Here is a 24,902-nt window from a genome sequence, read left to right on the forward strand (position 1 = left end):
AAATGGGGGTCATAAACTCCGATGAAGCATTTTGCACAGCATTGCGTGATGTCTACGTCGCGGATGTCCTTGAGCCAGAACAACGTACATTTCTTTTTCAGTTCGAGACGTAACCGCATGGGCGGTGTAGTCGTAATTTTGCATGGTATCATTTTATGCCTCCTTGTATGATACGTCAATGACAGCTTAGTGCCACAAGCTCGTAATGTTCAATGTCGGGATTTTTCGCTTGAATCCACGCTCCAAGTGCTGTAAGCATCATCTCAGAGTGACACGGAGTGACAGATTCAAACTCTACACCGACTTCCATCATCGCATTCATGACAGCAACAAACACACGCTCAGAGCCACTCACACGTGTCCTAGCTACTGCTCTTCTCTCGCCATGATCGCTGAAGCTCTCAAACAGAACATGGCTCAAAGGATTACCTGCACTCATTGATTTACCAATGGTGAGTTTTGCGAGCTTAATGACGTAGCCGGTATTGGTCTTAGCAAGTAATTCATACCGCTCTGTGATGACCACGTAAGTCGGTAACGGATTAGGCTGTTCAAAAGGTCGTGGGTTATAATCCTTAATCATGTTAGCCTCCCTAGCAGTTAGCCTCTGCAAACGTGATTTCCTCTTCAGTCATGGGCGGATTAGTGATAGGCTTGAACTCGTCTTCAGCTCCTCCCGTACAACCGTAAGGACAAGCCTCGTGATCACAACCGCGTAAATCAGCATAACAGCCTATTTTTTCATATAGGCAAACGGAACAAGGGGCAAGCGGTTTTCCGCATGACGGGCAAGCGGTTATACCATGACTGCGGATCGCAACTTCTTGCTCACAATACGGACAATACTCAATCGTGTAATCTTCTGCTTTCATGTTAGCCTCCATCAGTTCGCAATTTCTGCGGTAATCTCAAAGTCCCGACTGAACTCATCAGGGCTTATGGTTTTGTCATCGCTACCATCGTCAGCACCGTAGAAAACCTCTACTCCGTGTTCGCAGGTGTTTGCAACGCCTTCCTTGCCGGTAGCCCTTTCCCTTATCTCGATGGTGTGACATATTTTCTCCGCCTGAACCAGTTTCTCGTATTCGTTCATAGTTTTCGTCCTTTCTTTTCAGTTTGGCGGTTTCTCGTTGGAGGCAAATCCGGCTATCTATCTTCACAATTCACAGTCATAATTTCTCAAAATTCGGCAAAGATTCACCCGCAGATTTCAATTCATTCCTCAAGTCTTGCACGGATATTGAACGTATACAGATGTTACAGGCACTCTGGGATTTCTCCTCGAAATATAACACCATGAACCCCGGCGGCGTAATATCCGCAGTTAGAACCGGACAGCTTGACGCTTCATCAATATCGTGTGGGGCTGTAAGGAAAGCTCTCGTATGGCGTTCGTACAATAAGGCAACGTATTATTTTCGGAATGATGACAAAGTAGAGTATCATGAAATAGTGCAATGGGCAGCGGGTAAAGTGGGAGTACCGGAAAATAAAATAGAGACATTCTCAACATATCAGCTTGAGAAGGAAGTATCACAAAAATTTTTCTCTAAAGTTTGGGACAGTCTTCCCCCACAACAAAGGGAAACTATAATCAAGGACTTAAATTTGAAAAGGGCTTGGACGCTTGACCTTGTTGAAGCTGTGCAGAAAGTTTATGACTTGGTAACTGACCCGCGCACTCTGGTGATGAGTATATTGGGCAGTACTGTGGGTTATGCTTTTGCGGAAAGCGATACTGTCTGCATGTTCATAATGACGGTAAGCATGATAAAGTCCAAATAACAAAAAATGCTCCCCATATTTCAGAGGAGCATTAATTCTCACGTTATGACAGCACGCTCAAATCTCCCGCCTCAAGGAATAATTTATTGCACTCCCTGAGCAACGCTATGCGGTTGTTCCTGACTCTTTCGTCCTTGTCCATTACCATGACATCATCAAAGAATTTCCCGACAACAGGCGACAATTCCGCGAGAATTTTTGCGAGTCCCTCCCAGTCGTAGGCGTCCACAGATTTACGCACAGAGTCGGCAACTCTCATGATTTCGGCGTAAAGATTCTTCTCCGCTTCAACAGTCATCAACGACTCATCCGGCTTAACGTCAGCAATGTTTTTCGCGTTCTTTGCGAGAATGTTCTTGACCCTCAGAGCTGAGGCCGCAAGACCCGTGAACCAGTCCTCAGACTTTACGCGGCTCAGAGTCTCAATCAGCTTCAGTGCCTGGTACGGGACATTCCCCGCTACAGCCATTCCGAGATTCACGAGTTCAGCGTCATAGCCCCTTTCACGCAGTTGTCCGCCGAGTCTCTGCTGAATGAACGCCAGAATTTTTGCCTTCACGGAGTCGTCAACGTCATTAATCCTGCATGACTCCGCGACAGCTTCGGCCATGTCGAAATTGTAGCCCCGTGCGAATAACGTCTCATTAATGCACCGCGCCGCCCGCCTGAGTCCGTAGGGATCCTGTGAGCTTGTAGCCTCAAGCCCGGCTTTGTGGCACGCCGTAATCACATGCACACGTTCAGCCAGTCCCAGCACCGCACCGACATCATCTGTCGGAGTCTTCCCGGAGGCCGTCAGCGGCAAATACTGCTCATACAGCGCAAGGGCGACTCTTGGGTCTTCCCCGGCGGCTTTGGCGTACTCGCGTCCCATTACGCCCTGAAGGTCTGTGAACTCGAATACCATCGACGTAACGAGGTCTGCTTTCGACAAGTACGCGGCACGGTCAACAAGAGACGCTATACCGTCCATACCGTAGCGGCGGCAGAACCATAACGCCAATTTTCGAGTCAGCATTACTTTGTCGTAAACAGTGCCTAATTTTTCCTGATACGTTACGGATTTCAGGCGTTCGACATATGACGCAAGCGGAATTTTCCTGTCCTCGTCCCAGAAAAACGCGGCATCCTCAAGCCTTGCCCGCAGGACTCTCTCGTTGCCCTCGCGGATTACTGACATGTCCGGCACAAGATTGTTGCTCACTCCCACGAAATAGCGCGCCAGTTTTCCGCCCTTGTCCCGGTTTCGGACGGCTAAATATTTCTGATTCTTCTTCATTGAGGTCGTCAACACTTCTTCGGGAATCTCAAGAAATTTCTCATCAAATGACCCCGCGAAAGGCACAGGATATTCAACAAGGTACAAATTTTCCTCAAGTATAGCCTCGTCCATCTCTACTTCCAAATTGCCATCCCAATCTTTCTGAAGGGCGGCGATTGAGGCTTTCATTTTCTGGAGGCGTTTTTCCTGGTCAAGTATTACATTGTTGTCATAAAGTACATCAAGAAATTCTGACGCGTCCGAAATATCGATAGCCTTATGACCCATGAATCTGTGTCCCGCTGTCCTGCGTCCCGATTTCACCCCGCCGAACTCGAACGGGATAACCTCAGAATCAGCCATCGCGACAATCCACCGCACCGGCCTGGCGAACCTCACGCCGGATTTGTCCCAGTACATGCTTTTCGGGAACGTTAAGCCGGAAATCAGAGACTTCATTATTTCGGGGAGTACTTCAAGCGCGGGAAGACTCTTCTGCCGAATCTCTGCGGCTATATACTTCACGCCGTTAATTTCCGTGAACTTCAGCTCATCGACTGTAATCCCCTTGCTTTTCGCGAAACCTTCCGCGGCTCTTGTAGGCTGATCGTTGTCATCAAATGCTGATGAGACTGCCGGGCCTTTGAGCAGGTCTACCTGTTCCGTTTGCGTGTCGCTGACTCCCGTAACAATAAGCACAAGCCTTCGCGGTGTGGCGTATGTCTTCACGCCGTCAAAAGTGAGCCTGTTAGCACCGAATAACGACTCGGCGGACTCCTTCAGGAACTTCAGCGAGTCAGGGATAAATCTTGACGGTATTTCTTCTGTGCCGATTTCGAGTAACACATTCTTTATTGCCATGATTAGCCCTCCTTTAGTCCTCAAAGAAATTCCCGGTCTCGTTGGTGAACTTGTCCATTAACGGGAAGCCCATATCACCGCGCTGTTTCCTGTACGCCTCAGCACAGCGGCAGGCCAAAGCCCTAACACGCGAAATATACCCGGTTCGCTCCGTTACGCTGATTGCGTTTCTTGCGTCAAGAAGGTTGAATGTATGCGAGCTTTTCAGGACGTAATCATAGGCAGGCAGGACAAATCCCGCGTCAAGAATCCGCCCGGCTTCTTTCTCGTACATCGCAAAAAGTTTGAACAGCATATCAGTGTCAGCCGTCTCAAAATTATAGTGGGACTGCTCTTCCTCATTCCGCAGATAAACATCGCCGTACGTAACTTTCCCCGCCCATTCGAGATCGTAAACGTTATCCTTTTTCTGCACGTACATGGCTATGCGCTCGATTCCGTAAGTGATTTCCGCAGGGACGCTCTCCATGTCGAGTCCGCCAAGCTGCTGGAAGTACGTGAACTGCGTAATCTCCATGCCGTCAAGCCAGACTTCCCAGCCGAGTCCCCACGCGCCTGTGGAGGGGTTCTCCCAGTCGTCCTCAACAAAGCGTATATCATGTTCATCGGGATTAATGCCCAGACTCGCGAGGCTCTCTATGTAAAGCTCCTGAATGTTAGCGGGCGCGGGCTTGATGATAACCTGATACTGGTAGTAGTGCTGAAGGCGGTTGGGATTCTTGCCGTAACGCCCATCCGACGGCCTTCTTGACGGCTCAACGTAGGCGACCCTCCAAGGCTCCGGCCCTAAAACGCGGAGGGCGGTTGCGGGGTTCATTGTCCCGGCTCCAACCTCAATGTCATACGGCTGCTGAATCACACAGCCTTGGCGCGACCAGAAATTTTCCAGCCTGAAATATACTTCCTGAAAGTTCAAATTTTATGCTCCTTTCTAGTTTGTTGACGCAAATTGTGTATTTCCCGCAAGATAGCGCATTGGGTCAACTTTTGTGCTGTTGATTCTGACCTCGAAATGAAGGTGATTCGCTGTTGACCGTCCTGTGCTGCCTACGTAGCCGATAATCTGACCCTGCATGACTCTCTGTCCCTGAACGACAGCAACGCTAAGGCAGTGCGCGTAGAACGTCTGCAAACCCTCTCCGTGATCCATGAGGACGAAATTTCCGTAGCCCCTGAATCCCATTGTCGAATTGTTGCCGGTGCGCGAAATGACTCCGTTTCGGGCGGCTCTGATGGGAGTCCCTGCGGGCATGGGTATGTCTATTCCCTGATGTCTGTGGCTTCCGCGCCATTTCCCGAAAGGCGATGACACTTTTCCCTCGACAGGCCAAAGCATTTTACCCGCTAAATTTCCCATGTTGAGAATGAACGGATCGCGTCTCTTTGGCGTTAAGTTGTAGTGAGGCAGGTAGCTGGGATTAGTGCCGAATGAGTCGTTAAGGTCAGACAGGCTCGGACGTTTAGGGGCGGCGTTTTTCGGGAGCTGTACTACTTCTACTTTGTCGCCTGAAATAACGAGCCTCATCGGGCCTTGCGAGGGGTCTCCGTTTGGCGAGAATATTATTATGGGATCCATGAGGCCGGGAATTTCTGCCTTTGCTGACTTCCTGCCCCTGCTTGTGAGAATCTTGTCGGGTTTTGCGGTGTTTGCGATGACTTTTGCGGGCGACTCCTGCTTGTGTGATTTGGCTGTCTTCACCTGCTGAACGGGCGCGGGAGTCTCTGCTGTCTTTTCGGGCTTTGCGTCCTCCGTGTCAGTTTTAGCTGTCTGAATCTCCGCAGGCTTTTCGGGTTCAGGGGGTAGATTTCTTTCGTTGGCTTTCACTTCATCGCGGAGCATGGCTATTATGTCGTCATTCGTTTTCCCGTCAGACTCTGCCTCTGCTATTTCCGCCGGGGGTGCTGTGTCCTCTGGCTGTGCCTGCGCCATGTCCGGGGCGGGAGTCTCTGCGGAGTTGCCTGCTTCAGCATCGGGAGAATCGGCTTTCACTTCATCGCGGAGCATGGCTATTATGTCGTCATTCGATTTCTCGTCAGACTTTGCCTCTGCTATTTTTACGGGGAGTGCTGTGTCTTCTGATACTTTCTGCGTCATGGCCGGGGCGGGAGTCTCCGCTGTCTTTTCGGGTTCTGCCGCAACGGTCTGAATCTCGGCGGGCTTTGCTGACTTCAGCGGCTCAGGCTTGGGAGTCAGTGTGTTAAGGTCAGGGATCCCGGCGATTTTCGGCATGGGTACTTCCTTCAGGAGAGAGTCTTTCTTTGCGGCGCGTTTTGCGGCGGCGGCACTCGTTACGGGGACTAGGGCTGTAGGCTGCCACGCTCCTTTGTGCTGCCATATCGCGAGAAGCTCGGCATGATTCGCGGGAAGGTAAAGAGACTGACCCGGCTTTATGTCCGCGCTGTCTATGCTGTTTGCCCATAATACATCGGCGACGGTAACATCATGTGTCATGCAGTACTGTTCAAGCTCGGCCATTCCCGAATCAGCGTCAGAAAATACTAGCTCTTTCCATTTGGCCGCATAAGCACTACCGGAAAACGTCAGCAAAATTAATGCACCCGCCGCAAATTTCTTCATGTTCAACGTCAATCAATCCTCCTATACTCTTTCTGTAACGATTCTGAATCCTGCCCCGCTGAGTTTCTGCTTTATCGTCTCAATCTGTGCGCTGTTGAGAGTCTCAAGCGAAATTTTCAGGAAGCACGAATTTATCGCCATGTTCGTATCGCCGTGATCGTATGAGACCGCCACGACATTTGCCCCGCATGAGGCTACAATTTCGCTAACCTGCTGAAGCTGTCCGGGCTTGTCGACAAGCTCAATCGTCAAATCAATGTTGCGCCCCGTCATAATTAGCCCTCGTGTTATGACTCTCGACAAAATATTAACGTCAATATTTCCGCCTGAGACAATGCAGACAGTTTTCCTGCCCTCAATGGGAAGTTTATGGAACATTGCCGCCGCAACAGGAACAGCCCCGGCCCCCTCGGCGATGAGCTTCTGACGCTCAATCAGTGCCAGTATAGCCGCGGCTATTTCGTCCTCAGAGACGCAGACAATATCATCAACGTAGCGCGAAATGATGTCAAAAGTATTCTCGCCCGGATTCTTGACCGCTATACCGTCCGCAAATGTCGAAACGCTGTCGAGGACTCTGCGTTCTTTCGCCCGGAATGAGTTGTACATGCTCGCGGCTCCTGCTGCCTGAACGCCGTAAATTTTCACGTCAGGTTTCAGGGACTTCACCGCGAACGAGATTCCCGAAATGAGTCCGCCTCCCCCTACAGGCGCGATAATCGCCTCAACATCTTCGAGCTGGTCGAGAATCTCAAGCCCTATGGTAGCCTGCCCCGCTATCACGAAATCGTCATCATACGGGTGAATGAATGTCGCGCCGGTCTCCTCAACGAGCTGAACCGCTCTGTCGTGTGCGTCATCGTAGGCACCTGTAACGAGTTCGACATTTGCGCCGAGCCTGCGCGTACTTTCGACCTTCATGACGGGAGCGGAGTCGGGCATACAGATTGTTGCGGGGATTCCTTTCCGGGAGGCTGACATTGCGACTCCCTGCGCGTGATTTCCGGCGGAACATGCGACAATCCCGCGTGATTTTTCGTCATCACTGAGCTGTGAAATTTTGTAGTATGCTCCCCGGAGCTTGAAGCTGCCTGTTACCTGCAAATTTTCGGTCTTGAGGTAGAGATTATGCTCCTCGCTGAGAAGAGGCGCGGCAATGAGATCTGTTTTGCGGGCACATTCCCGGAGAACATAAGCGGCATGATAAACTTTGTCTAGCGTAAGCATTTATTACCCTCTGCATTCATGATTAATCACACCTCACTGAAAAATGATTCAATAGTATACCGCAATAACGGCTGAATTTTAGCAGTCAGGGAAAATTTTTCCGGGATTAATTTTTGCCTAGCCCGTGTAACCCCCCTGTATCCCCTCGCGAAGTTCACCTCTCTTCCTCTGTCGCTCCCTCTTGTAAAGACAACCCCCCCTTCCGCTTGCGCTCCCTCCCCCCTTGACAGGGGGGACGAGGGACTCGCCCGTGTTCTTGCCTCCCCTGCGCAAGGGGAGGGCAGGGCAGTGAGGGGTCGCAACTCTGTGAAATGGCAGGAAGGGGGCGCAGTCGGGACGGGTGTTTTTTCCGTACAATTACTATAAAATAATATTATTATCGAAATTCTTTCAGGGGGTAATTTTTTCATGAAGGTACTAATGATTAACGGCTCTCCGAATGAGAAAGGCTGCACGTTCACCGCATTGTCAGAAGTCGCGTCAACACTCGCGAAAAACGGAGTCAACTCCGAAATCTACCACATCGGGAAAAAGTCAATGCAGGGCTGTATATCGTGCTTCAAGTGCTTTAAGCTTGGGCAGTGCGTCTTCAATGACGGAGTGAATGATATTGCCTCGCGTCTTGATGAGTTCGGCGGGATTATTGTCGGCTCTCCTGTGTATTATGCCGGGCCTGCGGGGAGTCTCTGCGCGTTTCTCGACAGGCTATTCTTCTCCGGCGGGAACAAACTTGAGGGAAAGCCCGCGGCGTGTGTCGTCTCATGCAGGAGGGGCGGAGCGTCGGCGGCATTTGACCGTCTCAACAAGTATTTCACCATCAGGAATATGATCGTAATCGGCTCGCAGTACTGGAATCAGGTTCACGGAAACACCCCGGAGGAAGTCAGGCAGGATATTGAGGGCTTGCAGACTATGCGGACATTAGGCGAAAATTTTGCGTGGATTCTGAAATGTATTGAGGCCGGGAAAAATGCGGGGATAAATTATCCCGTCCACGAGGAAACTATAAGCACAAATTTTATACGCTGAGGAAAAATTTTATGTCCCCCCTTCTGTTTTATGCGGGAGGGGGATTATTTTTTTGCGGTATAATGCAGTAATAATATAAACAAAAATTCACACAAGGGAATCTCTCATTAATATGGACAAGAAACATTATTTTATATTAGCGGGGATATTCATGTTTTTATGCCTTCTTCTTTGCGGGGGAGTATGGTATATGATAAGTGAGCTTTACGCTTACCGCGAGGAATATGAGCAGCTTGCCTCCGAAAATCATAGCAATAACGGCATAATCTCAAGCCTTGAGACTCGAAACGCCACGCTCCGGCGCATAACACATCTGCATATAAACTCCTCAACATTGGTCCGGGACGTTGTAGCATTTTTCTCTATGGTCAGGCAGATAATGGAGAACCGAAATATCAGCCTCCTCTACATAACTACGTCAGGGCAGGACGGATCCGGCACGAAAGACAGCAGGCTTCAGATAAAGATTAACGGAGGATATTATGACATGCTCGGAATGCTGGCCGATTTGCGGAATCTCCCGGTTCCGTCAAAAATAACACGCCTCAGCCTGAAACGGAATCACGACCTCCCCGAAAGGCTCGTTGAAGCCGACCTCACAATAGAAGTTCTCACGGAGGAATAGACATGAACGAGAGAGAGCGCGCACAGCACTTCTATGAAATGCTGACGGGTGTCTTCAATGATGAGCAGTCGAAAATCATCCGCTATGTATGTTTCGCCGTGCTTTTTGCGGGAATGATGTGGGCGGGGTTCAACTACTTCCGGGCGAGCATTCTTGCTGACACAGACAAGCCGCTTGACCCGGACATGTTCCAGGATGCCGTGCAGATGCCCAGAAATGACGCGGCGCTGCAGAGAATCGCCGACCTTGCCCAGACTGTAGACGCAATGAGGAACGTTGGCTCTTCACTTGCCGGAGCTATGGACAGGCTTCATCACATGCCGTTCAATCTTGACCCCGAATCAAACCCGCTTGATGTTGTCGGCGACTCAGTGCCGGGTGCCGTGAATGTTCCCTCAGCACCTGAGACTCCCAGACAAATCCCCGTCAAAGTGAAGATGATTATGACTGCTGACAACGGGGACAGGATTGCGGTTGTTGACGCGGGCGGAGTCAAGTCGCTCGTTCTGAGGATAGGCGATGAGATTCCCGGCGGGGGGTTCGTTCGCTCGATAAGGCCGGACGGAATTACGGTTATCATCGACAAACAGGAAGTGAAATATGATGTCCCGGAAATTCCCATGTACAACAGTTTCGGAGTCCCCCGCGGAAAAACCGCCCAAACGCAGGGAAATTAGTGTATAATAAATTTTACTTACTCCAAAATCATAAAAAGGTGCAGTGAAATATGGCCATGTTACGAAAAATTACAGTTGCTTTTGTTGTTGCCGCTATAATTTCCGTGTGCGGCGTTTCTCAGGCGGCCATGAAGAAACACGTGATTACGACAAATAAATATGCCGGCCCTCTTCTGCGGGCAAGTTCAGTGTATCAGATTGGCGAGAATGAATTTATCCTGAAACTTTCCGGCAGAGACCTTCCCCACCCCGAATGTGAATCCCGGAATGACGTGCTGTATATTACTCTCAATGACACAAAGGCATATCATCCCGAAAGAATAATCTCATCCGTAAAGCAAAATATTGCCTCTGTCCCGGTGATATATGATTTCAGCGTTGAAAATATGTCCGATGATGTATCATTTTGGAGCGTTGTTACGGTGAAGGCTAATACTCCTTTGGAGGCGGGCGATATTTCCCGGTCTCATGACGGCTGGCAGCTGCGTGTGAGGTCAAAGCCCGCTGAAGGAATCATGCCGTGGGGCGCGTATGTTCCTCCGCCGAAAATGATTCCCTCTCCTGATACGACACTGCCCTTCAGGGTTGACGCGAAAATTACCCTCGACCTTTGGGACGCTGAATTGCGCGAGGTAATACGGGGGATAATGGCTCACATAGGCCGGAACGTGATAATAGATCCGTCATTCCCGAAAAAGGTAACTGTCATAGAAGAAACGAGAGGGACTACCAAAGAGGTCAGAACGCATGAAGAGGAAATAAAAATCACAATGTCGCTGAACGATGTACGGGCGGATGACGTTCTCAACCAGTTTATGAGGACGTATGATCTTGCCTGCTACGTTTCCGGCGTGAACACTCTGACATTCGGCTCACGGGAAGGACTCTACAAGTTATCCGGCCAGCGTTCAATCAAGACATTCAAGCTCCATTTCTCCGAGCCTGAGCAGGTGAAAACAATGCTGAAGATGCTTGCCGCACTTGAGGACAGCGCAGTAACAGCGGACGAAAGAATGAAGGCTCTCTACGTCAAGACGAACCCCGCGAAAATGCAGGAGGTTGAAGAGTTAATCAGCATACTTGACACACCGCAGAAGCAAGTCATGATTCAGGCCAGCATATTCGAGTTCAGCGACAACGACAGCCTTGAGGTAGGCAACGCGCTTCAGGTTATGTACGATGACATACGGATAGCACTTGGCCCCAACGATGACTCAAGAGGAATAGCAGTGCAATACAGGAATGACAGATCCCTTTCGGGAACGCGGGAAGTATGGACACAGAGAGTCGTTACTGGCACATTCTCGGCACTTGAGCAGCAGGGAAAAGGAAAAGTCATCGCGAATCCTTCTGTCATTGCACTTGACGGAAAAGAGGCGGAAATCAACCTTACGCAGGATTATCCGTATGTCTCAGACCGCGACAATCAGAAAGGCACAGTAACGTGGGCGACAGAGGAAGTCGGCCCAAAGCTGAAATTCACGCCCAGAGTCGGCCGGGACGGATATGTTACTCTCACGCTTGACATAAGCACCGGCGATGTAGTGGCCACTCAGACAAGCAGCACAGGGGAACAGATGCCCGTTACTACTACCCGTTCCGTGAAAACTGACGTAAGAGTCCGGGACGGTATGCCGTTCGTGATAGGCGGATTGTTCCGCGAGGACAGCTCAAAGAGTACATACAAGATTCCGATACTGGGTAATATTCCGCTGCTGGGCGAGCTTTTCACGTATCGCTCGAACTCCAAGACAAAATCCCAAGTCGTTATGGTAGTAACACCGTACATTCTTGACAGCAATTAGGGCGGGCATAATATAATTAGCCGTAAAATTTCCAGGAGGTAACAAAATACAAATGGCACAGGTAGCAGACACTACTACATTTTATGTTGGCTTAAAGCTCCGCTGGCAGGGCGGAATCTGGGAGATCGTAGAATATGACCATCACAAAATGGGCAGGGGCGGTGCAGTCGTCCGCACAAAGCTCCGCAACGTTGAGACCGGCTCAATCGTGGAAAACTCGTTCAAGCCCGGCGAAAAGTTCGAGCGCATAATCTACGAGGACAAGCCCGCGCAGTATTCCTACAGGGACGGCAAAGACTATGTATTCATGGATCTTGCGACATACGAGGAAATGAGGCTGTCCCCCGAAATTCTCGGAGACGCGGCCAAATATCTCGTTGACGACATGGAAATACAGATAGAATACTTTGAGGGCAAAGTCATGGGCATAGAGCTTCCCAAGAGCGTAACAATGAAAGTTGTTGACACTCCGCCCGCGTTCAAAGGCGACACGGTTACAGGAGGCGGAAAGCCTGCGACTCTTGAGACTGGACTCGTTGTTACGGTGCCGGTGTTTGTTGAGCCGGGAGAAATGGTTGTTGTTGACACACGCACAGGCGCATATCTTGAGCGCGCAAAGAAATAATGCCTGACTCAGACGACAGGAAGTCCCTGAACGGCGGAATGATTCACATCTCGGAGGACGTAATAGCCGAGCTTGCCCGCAAAACGATTCAGGGGATACCCAACATAAAGACAGCCGGACTCGCGTCAAAGTTCAGCATAGGCCGCCGGAGCGGTGGAATCCGCGTGTCAGTCGAACACAATCAGGGAAGCGTTTCGGTTGATGCTTATGTTCTCGTGAAATACGGCCAGAGGATTCCCGATCTTGCGTGGGACGTTCAGGAGAAAATCAAAGATAACCTCGAACGCTACACAGGCTATGACGTTAAAGCGGTGAACGTGAACGTGCAGGGAATATACACATCTGCCGGGGACAATATCGGGATTGACATTGAGACGGAAAAGAATCCCTCTCCTGATGAGGAGGCAGACTAGGCCATGTATTACACGTGGAAGAATACGCCCTACGGAATAATCCGCGTGTCATGCTCCGGGCTTTATAATTTCGCGCTATCTGCTGTGAAGTCAGGCATAAGGCTGTACAGTGTAACCCTTGAGCCGTCAGGGAAAAAGGAACACGCAAATATGACGCTGGTATTCTCTGAGGAAGACCTGCCCAAGGAGACAAAGCGCGGCATAGAGGAGCATATATCATCCGTCCTGAAGCCGATGGGGCTGAAAGCGTCCGTAGTGTGGGCGACTCCTGAGCGGGGAATCATGGCCGTTGTTCAGAATCCGTATATATGGGTGGCTATTGCGTCATGCGTTGCGCTGATTGTTACGGCGGGCTTTGACGGCTTTTTCTGGACACTATTCTGGGGCGGAGCTGTGTGGTTTGCGATTCGTGGAATGAAATTCATTGCGGAAAAATTCAGGAGCGGGGACTATGCCGGGAATCAGTAAGAAATTTATCGGGAAGAAATTCGCGGCTCTTCACCGTTCGCGTGAGATGGCCTTGCAGTTTCTCTGCTCGCTTGACATTTGCCCGGAGCAGGATTTCTCGCAGTCATTGGAGCTGTTTATGAGTCTTGACGTGAATCAGGATGACCCGCCTGACGTGAAGGAGCGATGCCGGACTCTTTCGGCTGAAGTATGGAGCAGAAAATCAGAGATTGACGGAATATTACTGCGAGTTGTAACGGGCTGGCGGCCTGAAAGAATGGTTACCGTTGACCGCACTATTCTGCGTATGATGATTCTTGAGGGGTTCCTGCTGAAGACTCTCCCGGTAGGCTCTGCGATAACTGAGGCTGGGAATCTCGCGGGTGATTACGGGACAAAGGACTCTCCGCGTTTCGTGAAGGGGATAATCTACAAGGTCTCGAAATACTTTGAGGAGAACGAGAATGCCGGCAATTGATATTCTTATGGCCTCGTACAACGGAGAGAGATACATAGCCGAACAGATAGACTCAATCTTGGCGCAGACGTTCACGGACTGGCGGCTATTGATTCGTGATGACGGCTCAGGCGACAATACCCCTGCAATAATTGAGGCTTACGCGGAAAAATATCCGGGAAAAATTCAGGTTATCCATGACAATGCGACATGCCGGAGTGCTACCCGGAATTTTTTTGAGCTTCTGAGACACGCTGAGGCCGATTACGTTATGTTTTGTGATCAGGATGATTACTGGCTGCCGTACAAGATTCAGATCACGTATGACTACATGAGGAAGGCTGAGAGCGAAAATTCCGGGCGGCCTGTGATGGTTTTCACGGGGCTTCAGGTTGTTGACGCGGAACTCAGGAGCATGGATCAGCTTATGAGCCTTAATTTTTCCGAGAATACATACACATTCCGCGAGCTTCTGCCATGCAACTGCGCGGCCGGGTGTACGCAGATGCTCAACCGCCAATGCTATGCGGGCATGGGAGGCTTCCATGAGGGTATCAGGTATCATGACTGGTGGACGAGCCTTTACGCGGCGGCATTCGGAGTCGTTGTGAGAGTCCCGATGGCGTTAATACTCTACAGGCAGCACGGGGACAATGCCGTAAGCGCAACGCCGGAGACAGCGAGCCTTCCCGAAAGGATCATGTATTACCTAACGCACCCTTTCGACAGAGCGTCATTCATAAATTACAGGAGCAAATCAACTCCGGCAGTTTTCCGCGAAAGATTTTCGGACACAATGCCCCCTGAAAGACTGCGCGAGATTGATACGTACTTGGACATGTTCGGGGGAAATATATTCACGAGATTCAAAGCTGTCATGAAATGCCGGGATATTGGCCTTCTTGAACGCCATCCGTTTATCAAGTATCGGCTTGTTTTTCTCGGCGACAAATAAAAATCCCCCCTGCCGTTTCTGACAAGGGGGAAATTTTTTCACTTCCTGCCAGTAAAGAAACGGTAAAATTTCCGCATGAAAAAGTAAATATTCATTCGCGACATTTGTCTCATTAGTGCCTTTTTCGGGGCGACAAAAAGAAAATGTTTCATGATATATTTTCTCAGGCTCTTTTCGTCAGTGAAGGAACACGCGCATGTTGTCCTAATGAACGGGAAATCACCCGCATATTTCCGGCACAGTCTGCAAAACCCAAACACGAACGACGAATTTATATTGCCTATTGACCTGTGAATGATGTCCGCCCCGCATACCCATATTTTAGCGTGAGCCTTCGTCTTTGCCCTCATACATGTTTCAGCCGCGTAAAGGTGCCAGTTGTCGCAGGTCTCAGCGTCAAACGGATAATCCCGGAAATGACTCGTATGTCCGCCGAAAAAGCACTCATCAACGGTATCACATTCCATTATTCCGCCTTCAACATGATACCTTCCCGCAGGCATGAGGCTTCCGTCATAGGGGTGCGTCTGCATGATGTCCGTAATGACATGTGTTGACAGCTCAAATTTCACGCCAGCGATTCCGAGAATGTCATCACGGCCGATATTGGCGAGATATGACAGAAATTTTGACAGCACGCCGGGACTGTTCAGCAAAATATCTTGATGGGAGTAAATCACATACTCAGTATCAATTTCAGCGATGAGCGAATTATACGCCGCCGCGCAGGACGTGAAAGCATTGTTGCCGCGGTTATCTATGCCGACAATTTTGCAGGGGGCATCCTGAGCCTTCAGAGTGGCGAGAAATTCATTGTACATTTTCTCATTCGTCCAGCAGCAAACAACAGTAACATTACACATAAAATTTTCCCTCCAGCAACAAAAAATCCCCCGCGTTTCTCACAGGGGACTAAATTATTTCGTTATTTCACTGCTTCTGCTACGGCCTCTGCTACTTCCTGCGGCTTTGCTTGGCCTTTTGTTTCTTTCATGACGAGACCCTGAAGGAATTTCAGCTTTTTGCCCTTCTTGTCTTTCCCGGATTTAATCTCGTCCAAGACATCAGGATTCGCCGCGATTACTGACGCTACTATATCGGCGAGGGCGTTACCCGCTATGCCTCCCTCAGTGATTCCGAGAGCCTTCACAGCGTCATCAATGCTCAGTCCGTCAGCGCAAATCTTGTCGAAAACTTCCTTGCCCTGAGTCGTGGACAGTTTCCCGCCGTCAACACGCGCAACAATTCCGGCTAATGTCTCAGGCTTCACCGTGAAATCGGAAATCTTCTGTCCTCTCTCATTCAGGACGCGCAAAACTTCAGTGCGAACCCAGTTAGCAGCCCGGACAGGATTCGCCCCGGCTTTCACGCAGGACTCGAAATACGCCGCTAGATTCTTGTCGTCCGTCAGAACATCGGCAACTTCCTGCGGTATATTCCAGTCGTTGACATAGCGATTTGCTTTCACGTCAGGCATTTCCGGCATTCTTGCGGCGACTCTGTCTATCCAGTCCTGAGAGATATACAGCGGGGGCAGGTCAGGCTCAACGATAAACTTCCGGTAATTTTCCTTCACGCGTGATGATGACGTTATACCCTTTGCATCGTTCCAGTGGCGAGTCTCCTGAATCACTTCCCCGCCCTGAAGCATGATTTTTTTCTGCCTGACTATCTCATACTCTATCGCCCGCTCAAGTGCCTTAAAGGAGTTCATGTTCTTGACCTCGACTTTATGACCCCAGCGGCCGTCGGAACATTTCATTGAGACGTTAGCGTCAAATCTCATCATGCCCTTCTCAAGCTCGACATCTGAAGCTCCCGAATATATCACGCGCCGCCTAAGTGTAGTAACGTACTCGACAGCCTCAGCAGATGATGACACGTCCGGCTCTGATACGATTTCGGCCAATGGAGTCCCGGAGCGGTTGTAGTCGACATATGATGTGTCTGCGCCTTCGAGTCTTCCGTCTGACGCGCTGTGATGGAGGCTGCCAACGTCCTCCTCTAGGTGCATATGATGGACGCGAATCTTCTTGAGGTTTCCGTTTGCGTCGTGGACTTCAATATAGCCCGCTGTCGTGATAGGCAAATCGCACTGGCTGATCTGATGTCCTTTCGGCAGGTCAGGGTAGAAATATGATTTGCGGAAAAATAGCGACTTGGGACGGATTCCGCAGTTCATCGCGAACCCTGCAAGCATTCCCTGCTCTACGACATGATGATTCAGGTGAGGGAGAGTCCCGGGCAGGCCCATGCAGACCGGGCAAATGTTAGTGTTTGCGGGCGCGTCAGTGTTGGTTGAGCATGAGCAGAATAATTTTGAGTCGCTCTTCAGCCTTATGTGAATCTCAATCCCGATTACGGGCGTAAATGTAAGTTCGGCCATGATTATTTCACACCTCCGTCAGCAATTTTGGGAGTCCCTAAATGACGCTCAAGAATCACGCCTGCGTCAAGAATTTCAGAGTCGCTCCACCTCGGCCCGATAAGCTGAAGCCCTACAGGAAGATTCCCCGCGTAGCCCGTGAAGAATGACAGCCCAGGAAGCCCCGCGAGATTCACCGGCAGCGTGTACAAATCCGCCTCATATCCCTTCATTGCGTCATCGTCCTTTTCGCCGACCTTGCCCGGCATTGAAGGCGTTACGGGCTGAAGTATGTAGTCAGTCTCAGAGAATGCCCGCGAAAATTCCTGCGCTATGAGAGTCCTAACCTTTGTGGCCGCAACGTAATACTCCTCGCACCTTGTCGGCTCTGTCAGGCACGTTCCTGCGATGATTCTGGCTTTGACCTCCGCGCCGAAACCGTAAGACCGTACTCGCTCGAACATCTCCTTGATTCCGCGTGCGTCCTTCACCGTGTAGCCGAGCCGGACTCCGTCGTAGCGTTCAAGGTTAGTATGAGCTTCCGACATTGCCAAGGCGTAATAGCAGGCCACCGCGTATTTTGACACGACCGGGAGCGAAATTTCCGTGATGATTGCGCCCTCGTCCTGCAATATTTTCGTGACTCTCTTCATTGCGTCTGCTATGGGTGCGTCAAGAGTGAAGCCCTCAAATTCTTTCACGACAGCAATTTTTTTCCCCTTTATGCTGACGTTCTCATTATGCGCGAAATTGTGCGGCCTGTCCCTGAAACTTGACGAGTCCATAGGGTCATGGCCGGAAATTACCGACATAACAAGCTGTAAATCTCTCACAGTCCTTGCGAACGGGCCAATCTGATCCAGTGATGAGCCGTAAGAAATTAGGCCGTACCTGCTCACCATTCCGTATGTGGGTTTGAGGCCGTATACACCGCAGTAGCTTGCAGGCTGACGGATTGAACCGCCCGTATCACTTCCGAGCGAGAAAGGAACGTAACCCGCGCTGACTGCCGCGGCACTTCCTCCCGATGACCCGCCCGGGACTCTCGTTATGTCGTTGGGATTGAGTGTCGGCCCGAAAGCTGAATTTCCGCAGGTGTTGCCCATCGCGAACTCGTCCATGTTGGCCTTGCCCATGAGGACAGCTCCGGCTTCCTTCAGGCGCGCCCATGCTGTAGCGTCATACGGCGGTCTCCAATTCCCAAGAATGCGGCTTGCGGCGGTTGTCCTGAGTCCCTTTGTGCAGAGGTTATCTTTGATGACTGTCGGAATCCCTGATAATTCTCCGTCTTTGTGGGCGGGCATTGTGTCATCTGTGCGTGTGATTAGGGCGTGAATATTGCCCTCGCATTTGTCGATACGGTTTTTGCATGATGTGAATATTTCTGACGCTGAGAATTTCCCGGCCTTGAGTCCTTCCGTCAGCATCCATAAATTAAGCTCGTAAAGTTCCATCTGTGATTATTCCTCCATTATGCGCGGGACTTTGAAGTATGAGCCGTCTACATGCTCGCTCTCGTGGAGGATTGCTTCATTGTCCGGGAAGGGTATTACCTTGTCTTCACGCAGGGGGCATTCTATAGCCTCCGCAAAGCTGAACGGCTCAACGTCCTTCAGGTCAAGCTCCTTAAAGCACTGGAGAGCGTCAAGAAAGCTGTTGATGTAGCGCACAGCCCCGGATAATTCCTCCTCCGTAAGCAGAAGCCGGGACTCTAATGCGATCTCGTTTACTTCTTCTCTTGTTAAGCTCACGTGATAATTGCTCCTTTTGTGATGTGGATTTTTCCGCGTGTATTATATCAGCCGCAATTCTGCCTGAGACTTTGCGCTTTCCTTTTTCCGCGCTGACAATGCCAAGCTGACAAGCCCAAAATTATGCAGGCCGTTTATGGCGGAGCTTATTGCCCGGGATAATTCCTCGCACTCTTCAATCTCGCGCTTTCCCTCCGAGCCGGATGATTTTACGTACTCTTTGTAGTCATTCCATGTTCGCACTGTTGAGCCTCCTCAAATAGTCGTCCCGTTCGCGTTTTGCTTTCTCGATTTCACGGCGGGGAGTCTTTTTTGTCTTTTTGCGGAAATGGTGAAGGAGAACGAACGTATTATCATGGCAGAAAAAGTAAAGCACTCTGTTGTTTCCCGGCCTAAGCTCCCATATATCTTCGTCAATATGCTTTGTGATAACTTCAGGAAGCCTTGTGCCGTTATCCTCCAGCATCTGTATGTGAAGAATAATCTGTCTGTACTGTATGCGCGAGTCTTTGTTTGCCGGCGATGAAAGTCTCAGAGCCTCGATAAAATTCCACAGTTCGCTTTCTCCGTTCTCTTTCTCGTAGAATACTACCCTGAACATTTACTTCCTGCCCAAGAGATAATCCACGTACTGACGCGCCGCCCTGCCTGTCATGCCTCCATGCCTTATCTCCCATCTGTCAGCCCCGGCAATCAATTCACCATCATCGACCGCAAGCCCGGACTTTTCCGCAAGACTCCGCACAATCTCATGATACGTTTTCCGCATGGGACTCGAATAATTTATCGCAATCCCGAATCTTGAGGCAAGCGATAATTTCTCCTCCACTGTGTCAGAGCGGTGAATGTCCCCGTTATGCTCCATATCATCGCGATCCTTCCACACTTCCCGCACTATATGACGGCGGTTTGACGTGGCATAAATCAGCACATTGTCCGGGCGCGACTCTATTCCCCCCTCGATTACGGCCTTCAGGTATTTATACTCTACCTCGTGTTCCTCGAACGACAAATCATCAATGAACAGTATAAACTTGTAGTTGCGCCTGCGTAATTTTGTGATTATGGCCTGAATGTCTTTCATCTGATGCTTGAATATCTCTATCACACGGAGTCCCTGCGCGAAATATTCATTGAGGATAGCTTTGACGCTCGTAGATTTTCCCGTACCGCCGTCCCCGTAAAGAAGCACATTATTTGCCGGCCTCCCGGAAATGAACGCTTCCGTGTTCGCTCTCAATTCCGATTTCTGAGCCTCATAGCCTACAAGGTCAGAAAGAACAACGCTTCCGACATTCGCATTATTCAGCGCAACGAATTTCCCGCCGTCATATCTGAATGCCTTTCTCGTGGAAAAATATCCGACTCCGTGAAGTCTGTACCAGTTTGTTACGATGTCAAAAATTTTCCGGGCTGAACGAGACTCAGCTATGGCTTTGCTGATTTCGCAGACAGGGGAATTTTGCGGGGTGTCCTCCCTGAAATTGTCGATATATCGCAGGTGTTCGTTGTCCAGTGCAAACAGTCTCATGAACACCTCGAAATCATGAATCGCAATGTCCTTCAGCGAGCCTTGCGGGGGGTCTCTTCTTTCACAGGCGAGGGAGAAGAAATTTTCATTGCTCAGGATAAAATGAGTCAGGTAATTCTGCCAGATATTTCCCGATGCGTAAGTGTTCCTGAAAGCCTCTGTGATAAGCTCATGGAACAGTATATGTATTTCGAGGGTGTCATCACTGCTGAAAGCCGTGCTGAGACGGACTATCATGCTGTCGGCGGGGGCTTCATATGCGAGTAGTACGCACAAAGTTTTAATCCTCCTGTAAATTATTCTGGATATTGCGAATTATATATCACGGCGCAAAAAAACGAACCCCGCGAAAAATTCACAGAGTTCGCCGAAATACAGCAGGAATAACTCCGCCTGACTCACTCTTTCCCGCAGAGGCAGAACACCCGCATAAGCATGTGATCAAACATCATGTGTATGTCCTCGCTAATCTGCATATCATTGACAGGGCAGTGCATACGGAAGTCGCACATTCTGCCGAGCTTCCCCCCGTCATAGCCTGTAATCCCGACAACAGGGACTCCGATGCTCCCGGCATATTCGGCGGCTTTTACGATGTTGGGTGAGTTTCCGCTTCCTGATATGGCTATGAGGAGGTCGCCGGGCTTTAGTTTGCGTTCAAGCTGGAACACGAATATGTCATCATAGCTTATATCATTGGCTATTGCTGTGATTGTCGGAACATTGTCGGCGAGGCATTCGACACGGAAAAAATTTCCCTCCGGGCCGGGCTTTTCGTTCGCGCCTTTGCCGAGGTCGACAGCCATATGACTCGCAGTTGCCGCGCTTCCTCCGTTGCCGATTGTGTAGACTGTCCCGCCGCGTTTCCGGCAGTCTGTTACAGCGTTGGCCGCCGCGTTAAGCTCATCGATATTCAGGCTCTGAAGTATGCGTATCTCCGTGTCAATATATTCCTTCATGTGTTTCCTGTAGTCGGCTATGCTAGTACCTCCTGTGATTTTCCCAGTTCCATGCGTCCCGGAGTATTTCGTGAATCCCGCTGTGAGTCGCTTCCCAGTGAAGAATACTTTTTGCCTTCCCGCTTGAGGCAACAAGGACAGCCGGATCCCCCTCGCGTCGCCCGGCAATCTCATACGGAATATCAAGCCCGCTGACATCATGAAGTGCCTTCACCATTTCGAGAACCGTAAAGCCCTCGCTGCTTCCCAGGTTGAACGCCTCAGATTTTCCGCCGTCATTGAGATACTGCAAGCCGAGAATATGAGCCTCTGCTATGTCGTCAACATGAATGAAATCGCGTATGCAGCTGCCGTCCCTCGTATCATAGTCATTCCCGAAAACCTGAAACGCCCTGCCGTTCATGGCCGCCTTCATCATCACGGGGATTAAATGCGTCTCCGGGTTATGCGCCTCGCCTATGAGTCCGTCCTTTGACGCTCCCGCCGCGCAGAAATATCTGAACGCGCAGAATTTCAGGCCGTATGCCCGCTCATAGTCCGCTAACATTTTCTCGCCGATTAATTTCGTCATACCGTAGGGGTTTATGGGCTTCTGCGGGTGCGACTCGTCCATCGGGGTATATTCAGGCTCACCGAATGTAGAGGCCGACGAGATGAATATTATATGCTTCACTCTGTGTTCAACGCATGAGTCTAACAATGTCTGCATGTTCGTTACGTTGTTTCGGTAATACCTTGCGGGGCGAATCACTGAGTCCGGCACTGACGCGAATGCCGCGAAATGTATAACAGCGTCAAATTTTTCACCGCTCAAAATCCCGTCAACAAAATCCCTGTCGCCGAAATTCCCAGTAACAAGCCTCCCTGAAATTACAGCCTCCCTGTGTCCGTCTGAGAGGTCATCAATTATTACCGTGTCGATTCCTTTCTGTGCTAATAATCTGTTTGTGTGGCTCCCAATATAGCCTGCTCCGCCTGTGATTAGTACTCTCATGCTAATTCCTCCCTTCAAGAATTTTCCGCGCTGAGTCTAATATGTCATCCGCTGATATGTGCCTCATACCGTCAATTTCCGCTGAAGATTTGCCGCCGATTAACACAGTGTTGACACCGTAATTTATTCCGGCCTGCTCGTCAGTTTTCGAGTCTCCGATCATCCATGAACGACTCTTGTCGACCGTAACGCCGTGAGTCTCCTCAAGATATTTCTGCGCCTGTATCAATAGCCCCGGCTTGGGCTTCCGGCAGTCGCAGTTGTCATCATCACCGTGTGGGCAGACAAATATCCCGTCAACAAAGCAATCATTACGCGCAAAATCTTCCGTCATTCGTTCGTGCAGAGCGTCAATATCTTCACGGCTGGCAATCCCCCGTGATATGCACCGCTGATTCGTTACGATAAAAATCTTACAGCCGGATTCGCGCAGGAGTCTCAGTGCCTCATAGACTCCCGGCAAAATCACAAAATCCGGCCATGTCGTAATATACTCGTGCGGCTTTGCGGGCTTGTTGATTACGCCGTCGCGGTCAAGAAATATCATCGGTATTTGTCTCATCAGCTTGAGAAAATTACCCTGCTTCCGTTTTTCGTGAACCTGAAATCCATTCGCCTAAGTCCGAGTGCTTCCTCAACATTCGGCTGTAACCATTCATCGCAGTAGAACAGCAAGAATCCTCCGCCCCCCGCGCCTAAAATTTTTCCTCCGACTGCGCCTGCCTCTAATGCTTTATCATAGTATTCTGAAATTTGCGAGTCTGTTACGTTGGAGGCAAGATTCTTTTTGTACAGCCAGCTTTTGTGCAGCATCATCCCGAACTCCTTTGTGAAGCCCTCTGTCATGAGCCTGTTACGCATTGAGTCGGCTTGAAGTTTCATTTTCACTAAAATTTTGGCCTTGTCGGGAATATTTGCTTTCTGTTCGCTGAGAATATTGTCTGCACTCCGGGTTATTCCCGTGTAGAAGAACATCAATTTGCTTGACATCATGCGCCTGTCTGAGTCGCTGAGGACGATTTGAGTCCGCGAGACAGTGCCGTCCGGGTTGAACGCAAAATGATTTAGTCCGCCGAAAGCCGCCGCGTATTGATCCTGCTTGCCGATTGGGTGTCCGAGAATGTCAATCTCGATCTGACATGCTTTCTCGGCCATCTCTGCCGGGGATAATACCCTTCCCGCGTAAGTGTAAAGCGCGTTGAGGAGTCCTACGGTGAATGTGCTTGACGAACCCAGCCCCGTCCCGGCGGGAATGTCGGCTATTGATGTGATTTCGATCCCGCCTTTTATCCCTGCCATCTTTAGGGCTGCCTTGGCGATTTCGTGATTCAGTTCGTCAACCGTATCAACAATTTCTGTTTTCGAGTAGCTGATACGAATCTTGCTGTCGAATTTCGGATTTACCGTGATATACATATACTTGTTTATTGCTGACGACACAACCGCGCCGCCGCCGTGATTGGCGTAGAAGTCCGCTATGTCAGTCCCTCCGCCTGTGAAACTGGCCCGCAGGGGTGTTTTTGTGATTATCATTGCGCTAATGTCTCCATTCGTTTTGGGCTTTGCTGTAATTTTCGGGTGTTCCGATGTCGATAAGGTAGCCTGTTATTTCATGGCCGAACATTTTTCCCGTAAGCAGGGGCAGTACGTCATTCCCGAAATCTAGCGGGGACTTGTCCGGGAATATGTCAAAAATTTTCCGGCTTGCGATATATATTCCTGCGTTGGCCAAATTGCTTTTGGGACTCTTGGGCTTCTCGGTGAACTCCGTTATTCTCATGCCGTCATCAAGCGCAGCTATTCCGCACTGCTCCGGGTGGTTTGCTCTGAACAGTGCCATAGAGAGAATGCCGCCGCGGGGAACGCAAATATTTCTGTGGAAGTCCTGAAAGTCTGTGAGATTTACGTTCGTCAAATTATCCGCGTAAGCAATCATGAAATCTTCTTCCCCGTCAACAAAATCCCGGTTATCTCTGACCGTACCGCCTGAACCTTTGAGAGTCGGCTCGTATGTTTCGTGAAAAGTTACGCCGCTTTGTGATGAATTGTACTTTGTGAGAAATTCTGCTACGGGTTCGCGCAGGTAGTGAGTATTAATCGTAACATCGTGAATGCCGTGTGAATTGAAGAGTTCCGCCCACCATTGAAGCAGGGGTTTATCGTGAATCGGCACTAAACATTTTGGGAGTGTTAATGTTAATGGCCGGAGTCTTGTACCGAGTCCCGCCGCTAGAAGAAATGCTTTCATTTTGCGTTATCCTTCCTGAAAATTTATGTGAGGTATTATACTAACAAAAGGCAAAAATAATCCCCCGTGCAAAAATCACAAGGGGGACTCAAAATATTTCGCTTATTCGAGGAAGAATACCTGCTCTAATTTCGGCTGCGCTCCTTGCTTGGGATATGGATAGCGGAACATGAAGGAGCGTCATTCTGGGCGCAGGTACTCACAGAATTGAACAACAGAGGAGTAAAAGACGTATTTGTGTTCTGCGTGGACGGCCTAACAGGATTTCCAGATGCGATAAAAGGGGTGTTCCCCAAATCGGACATTCAG

General features: G+C 50.0%; 29 protein-coding genes. 11 read left to right on the plus strand and 18 right to left on the minus strand.

Features of this window, described 5'->3' with window-relative positions; translation table 11 throughout:
- Positions 1-175: 175 nt before the first annotated feature.
- Together IKQ95_04580 and IKQ95_04585 are read right to left on the minus strand one after the other, a co-directional pair.
- Positions 176-583, minus strand: a complete 408-nt coding sequence (locus IKQ95_04580; protein ID MBR4195969.1) for a hypothetical protein — start codon at positions 581-583, stop codon at positions 176-178.
- Between the two features lie 300 nt (positions 584-883).
- Positions 884-1,093: a hypothetical protein gene (locus tag IKQ95_04585; protein MBR4195970.1), complete on the minus strand. Its 210-nt coding sequence runs from the start codon at positions 1,091-1,093 to the stop codon at positions 884-886.
- Between the two features lie 161 nt (positions 1,094-1,254).
- On the opposite strand from IKQ95_04585, the gene IKQ95_04590 reads away from it, so the two are divergent.
- The gene (locus tag IKQ95_04590) at positions 1,255-1,785 is read left to right on the plus strand and encodes a hypothetical protein (protein ID MBR4195971.1); all 531 of its coding nucleotides are present in this window, start codon (positions 1,255-1,257) and stop codon (positions 1,783-1,785) included.
- A gap of 43 nt (positions 1,786-1,828) precedes the next feature.
- Here the strand turns inward: IKQ95_04590 and IKQ95_04595 are convergent, their stop codons facing one another.
- The 4 genes from IKQ95_04595 to IKQ95_04610 are packed head-to-tail and all read right to left on the minus strand — an operon-like array spanning position 1,829 to position 7,712.
- Complete coding sequence (locus tag IKQ95_04595) at positions 1,829-3,907, minus strand: glycine--tRNA ligase subunit beta (protein MBR4195972.1); 2,079 nt, start codon at positions 3,905-3,907, stop codon at positions 1,829-1,831.
- Between the two features lie 13 nt (positions 3,908-3,920).
- On the minus strand, positions 3,921-4,823 hold the full coding sequence (glyQ, locus tag IKQ95_04600) for a glycine--tRNA ligase subunit alpha (GenBank protein MBR4195973.1): 903 nt from the start codon (positions 4,821-4,823) through the stop codon (positions 3,921-3,923).
- Between the two features lie 15 nt (positions 4,824-4,838).
- A complete protein-coding gene (locus tag IKQ95_04605) occupies positions 4,839-6,491 on the minus strand; it encodes a peptidoglycan DD-metalloendopeptidase family protein (GenBank protein ID MBR4195974.1) in 1,653 nt (550 codons plus the stop codon).
- Between the two features lie 15 nt (positions 6,492-6,506).
- A complete protein-coding gene (locus IKQ95_04610; GenBank protein ID MBR4195975.1) occupies positions 6,507-7,712 on the minus strand; it encodes a threonine ammonia-lyase in 1,206 nt (401 codons plus the stop codon).
- A gap of 408 nt (positions 7,713-8,120) precedes the next feature.
- Here IKQ95_04610 and IKQ95_04615 point away from each other — a divergent pair, with 408 nt between their 5' ends.
- From IKQ95_04615 to IKQ95_04655, 9 genes are all read left to right on the plus strand, one after another.
- On the plus strand, positions 8,121-8,741 hold the full coding sequence (locus tag IKQ95_04615) for a flavodoxin family protein (protein ID MBR4195976.1): 621 nt from the start codon (positions 8,121-8,123) through the stop codon (positions 8,739-8,741).
- Positions 8,742-8,853: 112 nt separating this feature from the next.
- Positions 8,854-9,366: a hypothetical protein gene (locus tag IKQ95_04620; GenBank protein ID MBR4195977.1), complete on the plus strand. Its 513-nt coding sequence runs from the start codon at positions 8,854-8,856 to the stop codon at positions 9,364-9,366.
- A 2-nt stretch (positions 9,367-9,368) separates the two neighbouring features.
- Positions 9,369-10,043, plus strand: a complete 675-nt coding sequence (locus IKQ95_04625; GenBank protein ID MBR4195978.1) for a hypothetical protein — start codon at positions 9,369-9,371, stop codon at positions 10,041-10,043.
- Positions 10,044-10,093: 50 nt separating this feature from the next.
- Complete coding sequence (locus IKQ95_04630; protein MBR4195979.1) at positions 10,094-11,848, plus strand: hypothetical protein; 1,755 nt, start codon at positions 10,094-10,096, stop codon at positions 11,846-11,848.
- A gap of 52 nt (positions 11,849-11,900) precedes the next feature.
- A complete protein-coding gene (efp, locus tag IKQ95_04635; GenBank protein MBR4195980.1) occupies positions 11,901-12,473 on the plus strand; it encodes an elongation factor P in 573 nt (190 codons plus the stop codon).
- Entirely contained in the window at positions 12,473-12,886 is a 414-nt protein-coding gene (locus IKQ95_04640; protein MBR4195981.1) for an Asp23/Gls24 family envelope stress response protein, read from the plus strand. Before efp ends, IKQ95_04640 begins: the two co-directional genes overlap by 1 nt.
- Before the next feature lie 3 nt (positions 12,887-12,889).
- Positions 12,890-13,354, plus strand: coding sequence for a hypothetical protein (locus IKQ95_04645; GenBank protein ID MBR4195982.1), 465 nt, complete (start codon positions 12,890-12,892; stop codon positions 13,352-13,354).
- A complete protein-coding gene (locus IKQ95_04650) occupies positions 13,338-13,811 on the plus strand; it encodes a transcription antitermination factor NusB (protein ID MBR4195983.1) in 474 nt (157 codons plus the stop codon). The genes IKQ95_04645 and IKQ95_04650 overlap by 17 nt, the downstream gene beginning before the upstream one ends.
- Complete coding sequence (locus IKQ95_04655) at positions 13,798-14,745, plus strand: glycosyltransferase family 2 protein (GenBank protein ID MBR4195984.1); 948 nt, start codon at positions 13,798-13,800, stop codon at positions 14,743-14,745. The genes IKQ95_04650 and IKQ95_04655 overlap by 14 nt, the downstream gene beginning before the upstream one ends.
- Before the next feature lie 38 nt (positions 14,746-14,783).
- On the opposite strand, the gene IKQ95_04660 is transcribed toward IKQ95_04655, so the two are convergent.
- From IKQ95_04660 to IKQ95_04715, 12 genes are all read right to left on the minus strand, one after another.
- Complete coding sequence (locus IKQ95_04660) at positions 14,784-15,608, minus strand: hypothetical protein (GenBank protein MBR4195985.1); 825 nt, start codon at positions 15,606-15,608, stop codon at positions 14,784-14,786.
- A 62-nt stretch (positions 15,609-15,670) separates the two neighbouring features.
- On the minus strand, positions 15,671-17,131 hold the full coding sequence (gatB, locus tag IKQ95_04665; protein ID MBR4195986.1) for an Asp-tRNA(Asn)/Glu-tRNA(Gln) amidotransferase subunit GatB: 1,461 nt from the start codon (positions 17,129-17,131) through the stop codon (positions 15,671-15,673).
- A 2-nt stretch (positions 17,132-17,133) separates the two neighbouring features.
- Positions 17,134-18,564: an Asp-tRNA(Asn)/Glu-tRNA(Gln) amidotransferase subunit GatA gene (gene gatA, locus IKQ95_04670; GenBank protein ID MBR4195987.1), complete on the minus strand. Its 1,431-nt coding sequence runs from the start codon at positions 18,562-18,564 to the stop codon at positions 17,134-17,136.
- 6 nt (positions 18,565-18,570) lie between these two features.
- Positions 18,571-18,861, minus strand: coding sequence for an aspartyl/glutamyl-tRNA amidotransferase subunit C (locus IKQ95_04675; GenBank protein ID MBR4195988.1), 291 nt, complete (start codon positions 18,859-18,861; stop codon positions 18,571-18,573).
- Positions 18,862-18,903: 42 nt separating this feature from the next.
- A complete protein-coding gene (locus IKQ95_04680) occupies positions 18,904-19,104 on the minus strand; it encodes a hypothetical protein (protein ID MBR4195989.1) in 201 nt (66 codons plus the stop codon).
- Positions 19,088-19,462, minus strand: a complete 375-nt coding sequence (locus tag IKQ95_04685; GenBank protein ID MBR4195990.1) for a type II toxin-antitoxin system RelE/ParE family toxin — start codon at positions 19,460-19,462, stop codon at positions 19,088-19,090. Before IKQ95_04685 ends, IKQ95_04680 begins: the two co-directional genes overlap by 17 nt.
- On the minus strand, positions 19,463-20,668 hold the full coding sequence (locus IKQ95_04690) for an ATP-binding protein (GenBank protein ID MBR4195991.1): 1,206 nt from the start codon (positions 20,666-20,668) through the stop codon (positions 19,463-19,465).
- Positions 20,669-20,790: 122 nt separating this feature from the next.
- Positions 20,791-21,372 (minus strand): SIS domain-containing protein, encoded by a 582-nt coding sequence (locus tag IKQ95_04695; GenBank protein MBR4195992.1) that lies wholly within the window; start codon positions 21,370-21,372, stop codon positions 20,791-20,793.
- 1 nt (position 21,373) lies between these two features.
- The gene (galE, locus tag IKQ95_04700; GenBank protein MBR4195993.1) at positions 21,374-22,345 is read right to left on the minus strand and encodes a UDP-glucose 4-epimerase GalE; all 972 of its coding nucleotides are present in this window, start codon (positions 22,343-22,345) and stop codon (positions 21,374-21,376) included.
- Between the two features lies 1 nt (position 22,346).
- On the minus strand, positions 22,347-22,907 hold the full coding sequence (locus IKQ95_04705; GenBank protein ID MBR4195994.1) for an HAD family hydrolase: 561 nt from the start codon (positions 22,905-22,907) through the stop codon (positions 22,347-22,349).
- Complete coding sequence (locus tag IKQ95_04710) at positions 22,907-23,878, minus strand: GHMP kinase (protein MBR4195995.1); 972 nt, start codon at positions 23,876-23,878, stop codon at positions 22,907-22,909. Before IKQ95_04710 ends, IKQ95_04705 begins: the two co-directional genes overlap by 1 nt.
- 4 nt (positions 23,879-23,882) lie before the next feature.
- Entirely contained in the window at positions 23,883-24,593 is a 711-nt protein-coding gene (locus IKQ95_04715; GenBank protein MBR4195996.1) for a nucleotidyltransferase family protein, read from the minus strand.
- A gap of 135 nt (positions 24,594-24,728) precedes the next feature.
- On the opposite strand from IKQ95_04715, the gene IKQ95_04720 reads away from it, so the two are divergent.
- Positions 24,729-24,902 (plus strand): transposase (locus tag IKQ95_04720; protein MBR4195997.1); only part of this gene is annotated, 174 nt, incomplete at its 3' end.

This window comes from Synergistaceae bacterium (assembly GCA_017540085.1).
Taxonomy (GTDB): domain Bacteria; phylum Synergistota; class Synergistia; order Synergistales; family Aminobacteriaceae; genus JAFUXM01.